A 12,424-nucleotide genomic window follows, 5' to 3' on the forward strand; every position below is an offset into this window, starting at 1 on the left:
AGGCCCGTTCCTGATCAGGAACGGGCCTTTTTTTGTGCGTTAGAACACTGACCAGCCGATCCGCTGACTGAGCAATTCCAGCGCCGCCATGCCCGCCAGGGAATTGCCGGCGACATTGAGTTCCGGCGACCAGACGCACACCGTAAAACGCCCCGGCACCACCGCGACAATCCCGCCGCCCACCCCACTCTTGCCCGGCAGGCCCACACGATAGGCAAAATTGCCGGCCTCGTCGTACAGCCCGCTGGTGGCCATGATGGAATTGACCTGCTGGGTCTGGCGAGCACTCAGGATCTGTTCGCCGCTGTGCTTGCAGAAGCCGTCGTTGGCCAGGAAGCAGAACGCCCGGGCCAGGTCGATGCAGCTCATGCGCAACGCGCAGTGACTGAAATAGCTGCGCAGCACCGCTTCCACGTCGTTATGGAAGTTGCCAAAGGACTGCATAAGGTAGGCCATCGCCGCATTGCGGGCGCGGTGCTGGTATTCCGACTCTGCGACCTTGCCGTCCACCATGACCTGTGGATTGCCCGACAGGCGCCGTACGAAATCACGCATCGACAGGGCTGGAGCGGCAAAACGCGACTGATTGATGTCGCAGATCACCAAGGCGCCAGCGTTAATGAACGGGTTGCGCGGCCGACCGCGTTCGAATTCCAGTTGCACCAGGGAATTGAAGGGCTGGCCGGACGGCTCATGGCCCAATCGCTCCCAGATTGCCTCGCCGGAATGGCCGATGGCCTGCACCAGGCTGAAGACCTTGGAAATACTCTGCACCGAAAATGGCGTTTCAGCGTCGCCTGAGCAATACATCTCGCCGTCGTTGCCGTAGACGGCAATGCCCAACTGGTTAGCCGCAACGGTGCCAAGGGCGGGAATGTAGTCGGCCACCTTGCCCTGACCGATCAGGGGGCGAACCGCATCGAGGATCTCGTTCAACAATGCTTGCATATGCGCATGGGTCCAGTCATTCCCCGTTCGAGTGCGGGGATACAGACGCTAGACGCTGATGGGTGCGATCAGAGCACACTCAATAGACCAGCAACATCTGTTGCGAGGCGATCCGTGGGAGCAAAGCTTGCTCGCGATGAAGCTCACGCGGTCTGCCTGGAACCGAATCGCCTGCTTCGCGGGCAAGCCTTGCTCCCACACAATTCAAGAGATTTCACGGGCGCTTGTCATCAAATCGAGCGGTCTATAGTTGAAGGGATCAATCGGCAGGAGACATCGATGCGACAGATCATGCAGAAAGAGCCCTGGTGGGCCTCGCCCCCCAGGCCCGGGCAGGATGAAAAAGAACTGGAATGGGGCTGGCTGGTGATTTACAGCGAAGGTGAGCCGCGCTTTGAATTCATCAAGGAGCGGCCCTCGGACGAACAGATCCGTCATCGCAAGGGTTGCCGCGTCACCCTCGGGGCAGAATGAGCCGTCCGTCACGGTTTGATGAGCGGCAACTCCACTGCCCGATTGGCCAGATCCGCCGCCACCAGGCTGCCTTCGATTTCCTCGGCCAGGTAGTACACCGGTGCCATCACCCCGCTGAGGGGATGCTTGAGCGACTGGAACCAGGCTTCGTCGAACGCGGCGCTCAGGCTCTTGCGGATTTGTGTTTCCATTTCCGGGCGCTCGCCCTCATGAATGATCGCGCGAATCCCCGCCACGCCAACTGAAATCAACGCCCCCGCCGCTTTCCCGGCCACGGCTGCCGCCGCACCGGCCGCACCTCGCGTGGCGAATTGCGCTTCGATCTTTTCACTGGTGCGTTGTGCCACCGTAGCGATGACCGCATCCGATGGCCCCGAACCTGTCACGGCGGCCTTGTTGACGTGGTCGATCAACGCGGCGTACGCCGGCAATGTATTGAGTGGCTCGGTATACGCCATCTCATACAACGAGGCGTTACGCGCCGCTGGCGGACCCAAGCTGACAGCGGGAATGCCGTGCAGGCGCCGATTCATCAGCTCCGGCGGGATTCGGTGCTGCCGGGCAATCACTTGGACCTGTTGATTGAGCAGGCGTACGTAATAGCCTGTCGCGTTGGCCCTGATTGCCTCGGGGTCGATTTCCACCGCCACAGGTGCCAGCACCTGCTCGCGGTACTGCTCTTGCAGATAAACCGCCAGGCGCCTGGCCGCCGAGTCCTCTTCGCCTTCGGCACTGGCGGCATACCAACTGACCTTCACCGCCAGCCATTCCTGGGTCCAGTAGCTGCTGAACCAGGGGATGAATTGAATCTCGGTGCGCTCGTAAACGAGCCGGCGCCAATGCTCCATCGAACCACGCGCGTAGAGCCCGGCCTGTTCAATAGCGCTTTTCGACGCGGCGACGATCTGCCGGTCAACCTGCCGCCAGGTGTCCTGGGAAACCGCCACGGTGGCGACCTGCTGCTCGCGCGGCGACGTGGCGCACCCCGCCAGAACCAACAAAACGGCCAGCATCAGCGAACGCAGCACGGTTGCGCCATCCCGAGGTCAAGTCATCCACGGGGTTGAGTATAGGTCGCGAGGAACATGGGCTTGGAGGAAACACACAAAACCAATGTGGGAGCGGGTCTGTTCGCGATGGCGGGTCAAAAACGCGTGAAATGCTCGAACTGCCAATCATCCGCTGCTGCGTCTTGGGAGGACTTAGGCACCACGCCGGTCGGCCTCCAGTCGGTCTGCTTGCCCACCAGGGTGCCGAGGTAAGGCCTGGCCACTTCCAGCACACGTTCGTAGCCCATTTGCTCTGGCTCGACGATGCCGCGATCCGGGTTTTCCACCGCCCAGACAATCCCCGACAGAACCCCCGCCGCCACTTGCAAACTGGTGGCATTGTTGAAGGGCAAGAGCGCCCGGGCTTCATCGATGGTCAATACCGAGCCGAACCAGTAGGCATTGAGTTCATGCCCCATCAGTAAGACGCCCAGCGCATCGGCGCCGATGCTGTCGACTTCACCGTTGAGAATGCGTTGCTGATGCTGGCTCTGCCAGCCTCGACCGATCAACTCATGGATGGACAGCAAGGCATCGTTGCACGGGTGATAGGCGTAATGCAGTGTGGGGCGATAGATCAGTTTCTGCTGATCCTTGAGTGTCAGCAGGTCGGCGGTCGAGGCGGTTTCATGATGGGTGATCATCAGCCCCAGGCACGGCCCGCCCAACGGTGTCCAGGTCTTGACCGGCACAGTGGCGCTCGGGCGCTCGAGGTAGATGGCATTGCGACTGCCGAAGCGGTGGCGCCTGGCAGACGTTGGCCAGGTGCGCTCGTGGGTGCCCCAGCCCAACTCGGCCGATTGGTGGCCCTCGTTGATCAGGCCTTCCACCGACCACGTATTGACGAACTCATCGTCCTGCTTGAGTCGGCTGGAGCGCTGGGTGTCGCGCTCGGCAAAATGAATCACCTTGATGCCTGTCTCCATGCACAGCCTGGCCCAGTCCACGCCTTCGCGGTTCTGCGGTAAGCGATGGTTCAATTGCACCGCCAGTTCCACCAGGCCAGCCTTGAGCAGATGACTGATCAAGCCGGGGTTGGCGCCATGGGCCACGACGGCGGTCGGGCCATTGCCCAATTTTTTGCGCAGGCCCAGCATCTGGTAGCGCAACGCGTAATTGGTGCGATGCGATAAATCCAATGAAGGGTCATCGTAGCCACCGGCCCAAGGCTCAATGCAGGTATCCAGGTACAGCGCGCCCTTGCTGAAGGCATAGGTCATCAGGGCCAGCGAACTGACTTCCACCGATAGGTTGACGATGAAGTCGCCGGGTTTGATGAAGCGGTCCAGGGTTTGAGTGAAGATGTGTTCAGTCAGCGCTTTGCGGACAAAGCAAATGCCCCGCTCCTTGAACCAGATATTTTTCTCGATCACGGGCGCGATGACCGTGATCTGATTGACCGGGACGTGATCCTGCCGCAACAGCAACGGCAGCGTGGCCCGGGCAATGGAGCCAAAGCCGATGAAGATCAGATGCCCGGTAAACTTGACCCGGTGTTGCATGTGCTGTCTCCCGCGCTAAACACCTTCGTGGGTGCAGTGTTCGGGGGGGGGGCTAACCCAGTGCCGTGTCGAGGAACATCATCACCGCAAACCCCATCATCAACCCCAGCGTGGCTGGCGTTTCGTGGCCGTTGCGGTGGGTTTCCGGAATCACTTCGTGGGACACCACGAAGATCATGGCCCCCGCCGCCAACCCCAGGCTGATGGGATACGCCACGGCCACGCCCGAGGACATGCCCAGCCCGATCACCGCGCCCAGCGGCTCCATCAGCCCCGAGCCCACCGCGATCAGCGCGGCACGCAGCGCACTGATCCCGGTGACCCGCAGCGCCATGGCGATGGCAAGTCCTTCGGGGATGTCCTGGATCGCAATGGCAGTGGTCAGGGGCATGCCGACCCTCAGATCACCGTTAGCAAAACTGACGCCGATGGCCATGCCCTCGGGCAAATTGTGCAAGGTGATGGCGAGCACGAACAACCAGACACGGTTGATACGTTCCGATTGCGGACCGCGCCGGCCACTCACTTCATGTTCGTGGGGCACGAAACGGTCAAGGCCGATCATCAGGAGCACGCCCAGACCCAGGCCGACCACAACGACAAACGCGGCGAGCAGTTGATTGCCCACGATACTTTGTGCCGCTTCGATACCCGGCAGGATCAGCGAAAACGAACTGGCGGCGAGCATCATGCCCGCGGCAAAACCGAGCATGATGTCCTGGGTCCGCGAGGAGATATCACGCAGCACCACCGCCATCAACGCGCCCAGGGCCGTGGCGGCGAAACCGGCGGTGCCGCCCAGAACGGCGTAGCCCAGGTTGTGCCGATCGGCCCCCACCAATGCGTTGTAACCGCTGTAGAGCAACAACGCGGCGATCACCGCCAGCCCCAGCCAGAAGCTCACCCCCAGCAGCAGGTTGTTTTGCACAGGATCCAGCCAGGTACGCCAGGGCGATCGGATCCGGGAGGTGGGCTGGTCCATCGAATATCCTTACTGGTTTTGCGCCAGGTCATGTCTGATCGTTCCTGCAACGAGGGGGACGATCAAACGCAATTTTCAGGCGAAGGAGCCAGGCCCCCTCGCCGGTTTCCTACAGTTTGTCACCTTGCATCCCTGAACCCAAGTCGGCACCTGTCATGGGGTCGCTTTCCGGGTTGGACATTGTCCGCGCCTTCATGTCCATCAGCAGCGCTTCGTCTTTTTTACTCAGTTGCACACTCGCCAGCCCATCACCGCCATCCACCGCCGGCGTTGGGTTCTCGACGAATTCCCACTCATCGCCCTGGTTCCATGGGCCACGCACCGTAGGCTCGCCTTGGGACATGTTGAAGTACACGTTGGTGAACTCTGGCATGCCTGGCAATTTACCTTGAGGGAAATTTGGCTGGATCGAGTGCAGGGCTTTTTCGAAGGACATCTGGTGAGCGATTTCACGGGTCATCAAAAAGCCCAGCGCTTCTTTTACCCCAGGATCATCGGTGAGATTCATCAGACGCTCATAGATGATTTTCGCCCGTGCCTCGGCGGCGATGTTGGACCGCATGTCCGCTGTCGGCTCGCCTATGGTGTCGACGTAAGCGGCTGTCCAAGGTACACCCGCCGAATTGGTCAGCGGGGAACCGGCTCCATAAAGCAGGCTGGTGATGTGAGAGTCGTTGCCGGCGCCGTTGATGTCCCGGTACAACTGGCCTTCCTTTTCCACACCCTCGGCCATTCTGCCCTTGGCGCCTTTATTGAGCATCACGATGATCGAGCCGATCACCTCCAGATGACTGAGCTCTTCGGTGGCGATGTCCATCAACAGATCCTTGCGGCCGGGATCATCCTCGGACAGGGCCTGGGTGAAGTAGCGCGACGCCGCCGCCAACTCGCCCTGGGCACCGCCGAACTGTTCAAGCAACAGATTAGCTAGCCCTGGGTTAGGCTCGGCGACACGCACGGTGTACTGCAGTCTTTTGTTATGTAAAAACATGATGACACTCCTCGTTCAGGACACACGCCAAGGGGACACTGCCGGGAGCAGGCCCACAGAAAATCTGAAGAAGTTAAAGAGTTAAAATTTAATTTTATATTTAATAAACGAGACGAACGGTAATCGGTAACTCGCACTCGCAGAAATGCAAGACGACTGAACAACTTACAGTCCCCTTACGCATGAAGATATGCATTGCCGCGACCCTGCTGTATATAAATCCGGCAGACCCCATGCGATTAACATAGGGCCCGTAACATCATTGGGTATTCAGCGTTGCGCCCATCATCCTGGCTGTTTCCAGGGCCTTTTCGACTTGTTTCGCAAACTGACTAGCGGTCGCTGGTAACGTTGTCGCCGGATGCCTGACCGCCCTTTCGACCGGCCTCGGAGGCCCGCTCAGGGTCTTTGGCAAAATTGCCGCCCGAAGCCTGGCCACCTTTTCGGCCTGCTGCGGCTGCTCGTTCTGGGTCATTGGCGAAATTTCCACCCGAAGCCTGCCCTCCCTTGCGCCCGGCCTCGGATGCTCGTTGCGGATTATTCGCGAAGTTACCCCCCGACGCGTGGCCGCCCTTCTTCCCGGCTTGCGATGCCTTTTCACGATCGTTAGCGAAATTGCCAGGATTCTTATTTCCTGTGTTAGCCATTTCATTCACCTCGTTAGTTGATGTTGCGAACCTGTTGGCTCGTAGTATTCGGAAAACCTGGCGCCGACAAGGTTTTAAACATATCTTGCAAACGGCGACGAACGGCTCATGCAATCCAACGCGCTGACTGTGGCGTCGAGTTGTAATGGCCTTCCAAAGAAATGACGCCCAATAATGAATTCAAGTACTCAACTTGAGCCATGCCAATCATTAGCGGACCGCAATCCCGATTTATATTCGGGATGAAATGGGATCGCTCGCCGGAAAGGTATCCTCCAGCGCGTCATCCAGTTAATTGCCGTCCACGTCTGGCCCGCCATTCTTGCCGCTGCGTTCGCAATGGCAATCCGCTGCCGGACAAGGTTCACCGTTAGGATGCTGCTCGGCGCAGGCTTGACTGCAATAGGCCTCGCCATCGTGATTGAACACCTGTTGCGGGTCCACATCGCATTGGCAATCGGGGCAACCGCACTTTAACTCGCTCATGTTCGTTCTCCTGGGTTCCGGTTTTAACGCTGTCGTCAGGATCACACCAGCAATTGAACCTCAAGGTTCGCCGCCGCAACGCCATGGTTCGCCACATAGACCTCGGCGGTCCAGCCTTTGGTCAGGTTGCGATAAGACTGAGTGCCCAAGGCCTTGCCACTGTCCCACTCCATGACGTCGCCAATATCGATGTCATTGGCTGAACCGAGCTCAAGGACTGTGTGGTTGTCTTCTTGCTCGACATACACACCGACCATTGCCCTCTGTCGATTGATGGCCCGTACTTCACCGGTGGTCTGTTTCATACGCCTCCTCTTCTCGGTGCCGACACGGCATGCAACACGACAGTTTTGAGTGCCGTACATAGAGGTGGATGTCGCGCAACCGGAGAAAGTTTGAAGAAACAACAACGCAGTGCGACGAAAGGCATTCCCACAGCCCTCTCGACGAACCACGGTGCTAACCTCAACGACTTCAGGCCAGCGGAGCGACATCTATGCCCGACGATTTTCACCGTCAACCGATCGATCAATTGCTGGAGCATATGGCCGGGCGCCGTTTCCTGGTGCTTACCGGCGCTGGCATCAGCACCCCGTCGGGCATTCCCGACTACCGGGACAGCGAGGGTGTGCGACGAGGTCGGCAACCCATGATGTACCAGGAGTTTCTCGCCAAACCCGAAGCACGGCGGCGCTACTGGGCGCGGGCGATGCTGGGCTGGCCGCGGGTTCGCCAGGCCCGGCCGAACGCCGCCCACGAGGCATTGACGCTGTTGCAGGCACAGCAACGCATCAGCGGTCTGATCACCCAGAATGTCGACACACTGCATGACCAGGCTGGCAGCCACGACGTGATCGAACTTCACGGAAGCCTGCATCGGGTGTTGTGCCTGGATTGCGAGCAGCGCAGTGAGCGCCAGCAGATCCAGCTGTTGATGCAAGCTCAGAATCCTTACCTGGCCGGTGTAGACGCGGTTCAGGCGCCGGATGGCGATACCCTGCTGGATGCCGCGTTCGAGGCGCGCTTCCAGGTGCCCCGCTGCCCTTATTGCGACGGCGAGCGCTTGAAACCCGACGTGGTGTTTTTCGGCGAAAACGTCGCCGCCGCCACCGCGACCCGCGCCACTGAAGCCGTTCAGGAAGCCGACGGCCTGCTGGTGGTGGGCTCCTCACTGATGGCCTGGTCGGCATTTCGCCTGTGCCGGGCGATCAAGGAACAGGGCAAGCCGCTGCTGGCGATCAACCGGGGCAAGACACGGGCCGATGAGTTGCTGGATCTGAAGCTTGAAGAGCCTTGTGAACAGCTGCTGCCGCTGCTGACTCAACGCCAGCTCTAACAACTGCACGGATCCCTGTGGGAGCGAGCCTGCTCGCGATAGCGCAGGTTCAGCCAGCATCTATGTTGAATGTGCCGCCGCAATCGCGAGCAGGCTCGCTCCCGCAGGGGTACGGTGATCAGCGTGCAGACAGCCGCACACCCATATCCTGATCCCTGAGCGTATCGAACAACGCCTGCGCCGCCGCCGACAGTTCATGCCCCGGCTTGGTCAGCACACCGATGGCCCGTTCTATCACTGGATCGCTCAAAGTGATGCAGCGGGCGCCCAGCTCATGCATCTGTCCAACACACAGCGCCGGGACCGCACTTACCCCCAACCCGCTGGCGACCATCCGTCCAACCGTTGCCAACTGATGGCTCTCGAATTCCACCGGCAGTTTCATGCCGCGGCTTTGCAAATGCTCCTCCAGCATCACCCGCACGGTGGAGGGCCTTTGCAGCGTGATAAACGGCTGTTCCAGCAGCGTCTGCCACTGGATCTCACTGCGCTGCGCCAGTGGCGAGTCCAGCGGCACCACCGCGACGAAGCGGTCCAGATACAGGGGGGTAAAAGCCAGCGACGAACTCTGCATCGGCTCGAACGCGACCCCCAGTTCAACGTGTCGATCCCGAACCATTTCCAGCACCTGTTCATTGATCACATCGTTGACCGTGACGTTGACGTTCGGATAGCGGGCGCGGAAGGTCTTGAGGATCGGCGGCAGCAGGTTACCGGCAAAGGACGGCATCGCCGCCAATGTGACGCGCCCCCGCTGCAAGGTGAAGCGTTGGCGCATTTCATCCTCGGCATTGTCCCAGTCGGCAATCAGGCGCCGGGCCAGGGGCAGTAGCGATTCGCCTTCGGGCGTCAGCGCAACGTTACGGGTATTGCGACTGAACAGACGCCCGCCCAAGCCTTCTTCCAAGGCCTTGATGGTCAGGCTCAGGGCCGACTGGGACAGGTGCAGTCGCTCGCAGGCCACAGCGAAGCTCAGGCTTTGGGCCACGGCGAGAAAAGCGCGGATTTGCTTGAGGGTCATGGGCGTCCTGTGTCCGGTTGCGTAGGCGCTGCCGAAGGCTGCGATCTTTTGATCTTTTGCCTGGGATTCAAGTGTTTTTGGAAGGATCGCAGCCTCGTTGCACTCGACAGCTCCTACAAAGCGCCTACAGAGGGAGGCAATTATTGAGTTTTATCAATCAATCAAATCTAAAAATCAACTTAACAAATATATGACTTGGCGCAACACTGCATTTCATTGCGACCCCATCAAGAATAAAAGAGGTGTCTATGGCAGGTTTCGACAAACGTGTGAGTAGCTACGAAGAAGCGCTGGAAGGCTTGCAAGACGGCATGACGGTGATCGCCGGCGGCTTCGGCCTCTGCGGCATCCCGGAAAACCTGATCGGCGAGATCAAGCGCAAGGGCATCCGCGACCTCACCGTGGTTTCCAATAACTGCGGCGTTGACGGCTTCGGTCTGGGTGTATTGCTGGAGGATCGGCAGATCCGCAAGGTGGTCGCGTCTTACGTCGGTGAAAACGCTCTTTTCGAAAAACAGCTGCTGAGCGGCGAAATCGAAGTCGTGCTGACTCCCCAAGGCACCCTCGCCGAAAAAATGCGCGCCGGCGGCGCGGGCATTCCGGCGTTCTTCACCGCCACCGGGGTCGGCACGCCCGTGGCCGACGGCAAGGAAGTGCGTGAATTCCATGGCCGTCAGTACCTGATGGAAGAATCCATCACGGGCGACTTCGCCATCGTCAAAGGCTGGAAAGCCGACCATTTCGGCAATGTGGTCTATCGTCACACCGCCCAAAACTTCAACCCGTTGGCGGCCACGGCCGGCAAGATCACCGTGGTGGAAGTCGAAGAAATCGTTGAACCCGGCGAGCTGGACCCGACGCAGATCCATACCCCAGGCATCTACGTCGACCGGATCATTTGCGGCACGTTCGAAAAGCGTATCGAACAGCGCACCGTGCGCAAGTGACCCCGCCCCCAGCCCGAATGAAGGAATAACAACATGGCACTTTCCCGCGAACAAATGGCTCAACGCGTCGCCCGCGAAATGCAGGACGGCTACTACGTGAACCTGGGCATCGGCATTCCGACCCTGGTCGCCAACTACATCCCCGAAGGCATGGAAGTCATGCTGCAGTCGGAAAACGGCCTGCTCGGCATGGGCGCATTCCCTACCGAAGCCGAGGTCGATGCCGACATGATCAACGCCGGCAAGCAGACCGTTACCGCGCGCATTGGCGCCTCGATCTTCTCTTCGGCCGAATCCTTTGCCATGATCCGTGGCGGGCACATCGACCTGACCGTGCTGGGCGCCTTCGAGGTAGACGTGGAAGGTAATATTGCCTCGTGGATGATCCCTGGCAAGCTGGTCAAGGGCATGGGCGGCGCGATGGACCTGGTGGCCGGTGCCGAGAACATCATCGTCACCATGACTCACGCGTCCAAGGACGGTGAGTCGAAACTGCTGCCCCGATGCAGCCTGCCGCTGACCGGTGCCGGCTGCATCAAGCGCGTGCTGACAGACCTGGCCTACCTGGAGATCCAGGACGGCGCCTTCATTCTCAAAGAACGTGCCCCAGGCGTCAGCGTCGAGGAAATCGTCGCCAAGACGGCCGGCAAACTGATCGTGCCGGACCACGTGCCTGAAATGCAGTTCGCTGCCCAGTGAGGAGAGATTCGATGCAAGAAGTCGTGATTGTCGCCGCCACCCGTACCGCCATTGGCAGTTTCCAGGGTTCGCTGGCCTCCATTCCCGCACCGCAACTCGGTGCCGCGGTGATTCGTCGGTTGCTGGAACAGACGGGTCTTTCGGGTGAGCAGGTTGACGAGGTGATCCTTGGCCAGGTGTTGACCGCAGGCAGCGGGCAGAACCCAGCACGCCAGGCGTCGATCCTCGCTGGCCTGCCCCACGCGGTGCCGGCACTGACCCTGAACAAGGTCTGCGGCTCGGGGCTCAAGGCCTTGCACCTGGGTGCCCAGGCGATCCGCTGTGGCGATGCCGAGGTAATCATTGCCGGCGGCATGGAAAACATGAGCCTGGCCCCGTACGTGCTGCCGGCTGCCCGCACTGGCCTGCGCATGGGCCATGCGCAGATGATCGATAGCATGATTACCGATGGTCTTTGGGACGCGTTCAACGATTACCACATGGGCATCACCGCCGAGAACCTGGTGGCCAAATACGACATCAGCCGCGAAGAGCAGGACGCCTTTGCCGCCGCTTCGCAGCAGAAGGCCGTGGCGGCGATTGAGGGTGGCCGGTTTGCCGATGAGATCACACCGATCCTGATTCCCCAGCGCAAAGGCGATCCTGTGGCCTTCGCCACCGACGAACAACCCCGGGCCGGCACCACCGCCGAATCCCTGGGCAAACTCAAGCCGGCGTTCAAGAAGGACGGCAGCGTGACCGCAGGCAATGCCTCGTCGCTGAACGATGGCGCCGCCGCCGTGCTGATGATGAGCGCCGAAAAAGCCAAGGCACTGGGCTTGCCGGTCCTGGCGAAAATCAGCGCCTATGCCAATGCCGGCGTTGACCCGGCAATCATGGGCATCGGCCCGGTGTCGGCCACCCGCCGCTGCCTGGACAAGGCCGGCTGGTCTGTGGATCAACTGGACCTGATCGAAGCCAACGAAGCCTTCGCCGCCCAGTCACTGGCCGTGGCCAGAGAGCTGAAATGGGACATGGAGAAGGTCAACGTCAATGGCGGCGCCATCGCCCTGGGCCACCCGATCGGCGCTTCGGGTTGCCGGGTGCTGGTGTCGTTGCTCCATGAAATGATCAAGCGCGACGCCAAAAGAGGCCTCGCCACGCTGTGCATCGGCGGCGGCCAAGGCGTGGCCTTGGCGCTGGAACGAGCGTAAGCGGCAAAGAGCCTGACAGTGGATGGGCGGACCCACGAAAATCCGCCCATCCACTGGCAACACCACCGGCGCAACCTGGGTTGCGCCGGTTTTTTTTGCCTGCTGGTTCTAAGCACAACGTACCGGCCTCATCGCGAGCAGGCTCGCTC

At 60.2% G+C, this 12,424-nt stretch carries 14 protein-coding genes; 5 read left to right on the forward strand and 9 right to left on the reverse strand.

Features of this window, described 5'->3' with window-relative positions:
* Positions 1-39 precede the first annotated feature (39 nt).
* On the reverse strand, positions 40-948 hold the full coding sequence (gene glsB, locus HU811_RS18230) for a glutaminase B (RefSeq protein ID WP_047227793.1): 909 nt from the start codon (positions 946-948) through the stop codon (positions 40-42).
* 279 nt (positions 949-1,227) lie between these two features.
* On the opposite strand from glsB, the gene HU811_RS18235 reads away from it, so the two are divergent.
* Positions 1,228-1,422, forward strand: coding sequence for a hypothetical protein (locus tag HU811_RS18235; RefSeq protein WP_092402894.1), 195 nt, complete (start codon positions 1,228-1,230; stop codon positions 1,420-1,422).
* Positions 1,423-1,430: 8 nt separating this feature from the next.
* On the opposite strand, the gene HU811_RS18240 is transcribed toward HU811_RS18235, so the two are convergent.
* The 7 genes from HU811_RS18240 to HU811_RS18270 all read right to left on the reverse strand — a co-directional run bounded on the left by HU811_RS18240 (position 1,431) and on the right by HU811_RS18270 (position 7,384).
* On the reverse strand, positions 1,431-2,450 hold the full coding sequence (locus HU811_RS18240) for a hypothetical protein (protein WP_186657327.1): 1,020 nt from the start codon (positions 2,448-2,450) through the stop codon (positions 1,431-1,433).
* Positions 2,451-2,566: 116 nt separating this feature from the next.
* A complete protein-coding gene (locus HU811_RS18245; protein WP_186657330.1) occupies positions 2,567-3,973 on the reverse strand; it encodes a saccharopine dehydrogenase NADP-binding domain-containing protein in 1,407 nt (468 codons plus the stop codon).
* A gap of 52 nt (positions 3,974-4,025) precedes the next feature.
* Entirely contained in the window at positions 4,026-4,955 is a 930-nt protein-coding gene (locus tag HU811_RS18250; RefSeq protein ID WP_047227786.1) for a ZIP family metal transporter, read from the reverse strand.
* Between the two features lie 109 nt (positions 4,956-5,064).
* The gene (locus tag HU811_RS18255; protein WP_092402900.1) at positions 5,065-5,946 is read right to left on the reverse strand and encodes a manganese catalase family protein; all 882 of its coding nucleotides are present in this window, start codon (positions 5,944-5,946) and stop codon (positions 5,065-5,067) included.
* A 332-nt stretch (positions 5,947-6,278) separates the two neighbouring features.
* Positions 6,279-6,593 (reverse strand): con-10 family general stress protein, encoded by a 315-nt coding sequence (locus HU811_RS18260; protein WP_092402902.1) that lies wholly within the window; start codon positions 6,591-6,593, stop codon positions 6,279-6,281.
* 291 nt (positions 6,594-6,884) lie between these two features.
* The gene (locus HU811_RS18265; protein WP_092402904.1) at positions 6,885-7,079 is read right to left on the reverse strand and encodes a metallothionein; all 195 of its coding nucleotides are present in this window, start codon (positions 7,077-7,079) and stop codon (positions 6,885-6,887) included.
* Between the two features lie 41 nt (positions 7,080-7,120).
* On the reverse strand, positions 7,121-7,384 hold the full coding sequence (locus HU811_RS18270) for a hypothetical protein (protein WP_092402906.1): 264 nt from the start codon (positions 7,382-7,384) through the stop codon (positions 7,121-7,123).
* Between the two features lie 191 nt (positions 7,385-7,575).
* Here HU811_RS18270 and HU811_RS18275 point away from each other — a divergent pair, with 191 nt between their 5' ends.
* Positions 7,576-8,415, forward strand: a complete 840-nt coding sequence (locus tag HU811_RS18275; RefSeq protein WP_186657333.1) for an NAD-dependent protein deacetylase — start codon at positions 7,576-7,578, stop codon at positions 8,413-8,415.
* Positions 8,416-8,533: 118 nt separating this feature from the next.
* Here the strand turns inward: HU811_RS18275 and HU811_RS18280 are convergent, their stop codons facing one another.
* Positions 8,534-9,436, reverse strand: a complete 903-nt coding sequence (locus tag HU811_RS18280) for a LysR family transcriptional regulator (protein ID WP_186657335.1) — start codon at positions 9,434-9,436, stop codon at positions 8,534-8,536.
* 248 nt (positions 9,437-9,684) lie between these two features.
* Here HU811_RS18280 and HU811_RS18285 point away from each other — a divergent pair, with 248 nt between their 5' ends.
* The 3 genes from HU811_RS18285 to HU811_RS18295 are packed head-to-tail and all read left to right on the forward strand — an operon-like array spanning position 9,685 to position 12,275.
* Positions 9,685-10,383, forward strand: a complete 699-nt coding sequence (locus tag HU811_RS18285; RefSeq protein ID WP_092402912.1) for a CoA transferase subunit A — start codon at positions 9,685-9,687, stop codon at positions 10,381-10,383.
* A gap of 33 nt (positions 10,384-10,416) precedes the next feature.
* Positions 10,417-11,082: a CoA transferase subunit B gene (locus HU811_RS18290; RefSeq protein WP_003180355.1), complete on the forward strand. Its 666-nt coding sequence runs from the start codon at positions 10,417-10,419 to the stop codon at positions 11,080-11,082.
* 11 nt (positions 11,083-11,093) lie between these two features.
* Positions 11,094-12,275 carry an acetyl-CoA C-acetyltransferase gene (locus tag HU811_RS18295; RefSeq protein ID WP_186657338.1) on the forward strand — a complete coding sequence of 394 codons (1,182 nt, stop codon included), beginning with the start codon at positions 11,094-11,096 and terminating at the stop codon, positions 12,273-12,275.
* Positions 12,276-12,424 lie beyond the last annotated feature (149 nt).

Source organism: Pseudomonas tehranensis (assembly GCF_014268615.1).
Taxonomy (GTDB): Bacteria; Pseudomonadota; Gammaproteobacteria; order Pseudomonadales; family Pseudomonadaceae; genus Aquipseudomonas; species Aquipseudomonas tehranensis.

Excerpts from the sequence above, each read along its gene's own strand:
- HU811_RS18235 (WP_092402894.1), top strand. The coding sequence starts at position 1,228 with ATGCGACAGATCATGCAGAAAGAGCCCTGGTGGGCCTCGCCCCCCAGG.
- HU811_RS18275 (WP_186657333.1), top strand. The coding sequence starts at position 7,576 with ATGCCCGACGATTTTCACCGTCAACCGATCGATCAATTGCTGGAGCAT.
- HU811_RS18250 (WP_047227786.1), bottom strand. The coding sequence starts at position 4,955 with ATGGACCAGCCCACCTCCCGGATCCGATCGCCCTGGCGTACCTGGCTG.
- HU811_RS18245 (WP_186657330.1), bottom strand. The coding sequence starts at position 3,973 with ATGCAACACCGGGTCAAGTTTACCGGGCATCTGATCTTCATCGGCTTT.
- HU811_RS18270 (WP_092402906.1), bottom strand. The coding sequence starts at position 7,384 with ATGAAACAGACCACCGGTGAAGTACGGGCCATCAATCGACAGAGGGCA.
- glsB (WP_047227793.1), bottom strand. The coding sequence starts at position 948 with ATGCAAGCATTGTTGAACGAGATCCTCGATGCGGTTCGCCCCCTGATC.
- HU811_RS18260 (WP_092402902.1), bottom strand. The coding sequence starts at position 6,593 with ATGGCTAACACAGGAAATAAGAATCCTGGCAATTTCGCTAACGATCGT.
- HU811_RS18285 (WP_092402912.1), top strand. The coding sequence starts at position 9,685 with ATGGCAGGTTTCGACAAACGTGTGAGTAGCTACGAAGAAGCGCTGGAA.
- HU811_RS18280 (WP_186657335.1), bottom strand. The coding sequence starts at position 9,436 with ATGACCCTCAAGCAAATCCGCGCTTTTCTCGCCGTGGCCCAAAGCCTG.
- HU811_RS18290 (WP_003180355.1), top strand. The coding sequence starts at position 10,417 with ATGGCACTTTCCCGCGAACAAATGGCTCAACGCGTCGCCCGCGAAATG.
- HU811_RS18265 (WP_092402904.1), bottom strand. The coding sequence starts at position 7,079 with ATGAGCGAGTTAAAGTGCGGTTGCCCCGATTGCCAATGCGATGTGGAC.
- HU811_RS18295 (WP_186657338.1), top strand. The coding sequence starts at position 11,094 with ATGCAAGAAGTCGTGATTGTCGCCGCCACCCGTACCGCCATTGGCAGT.
- HU811_RS18255 (WP_092402900.1), bottom strand. The coding sequence starts at position 5,946 with ATGTTTTTACATAACAAAAGACTGCAGTACACCGTGCGTGTCGCCGAG.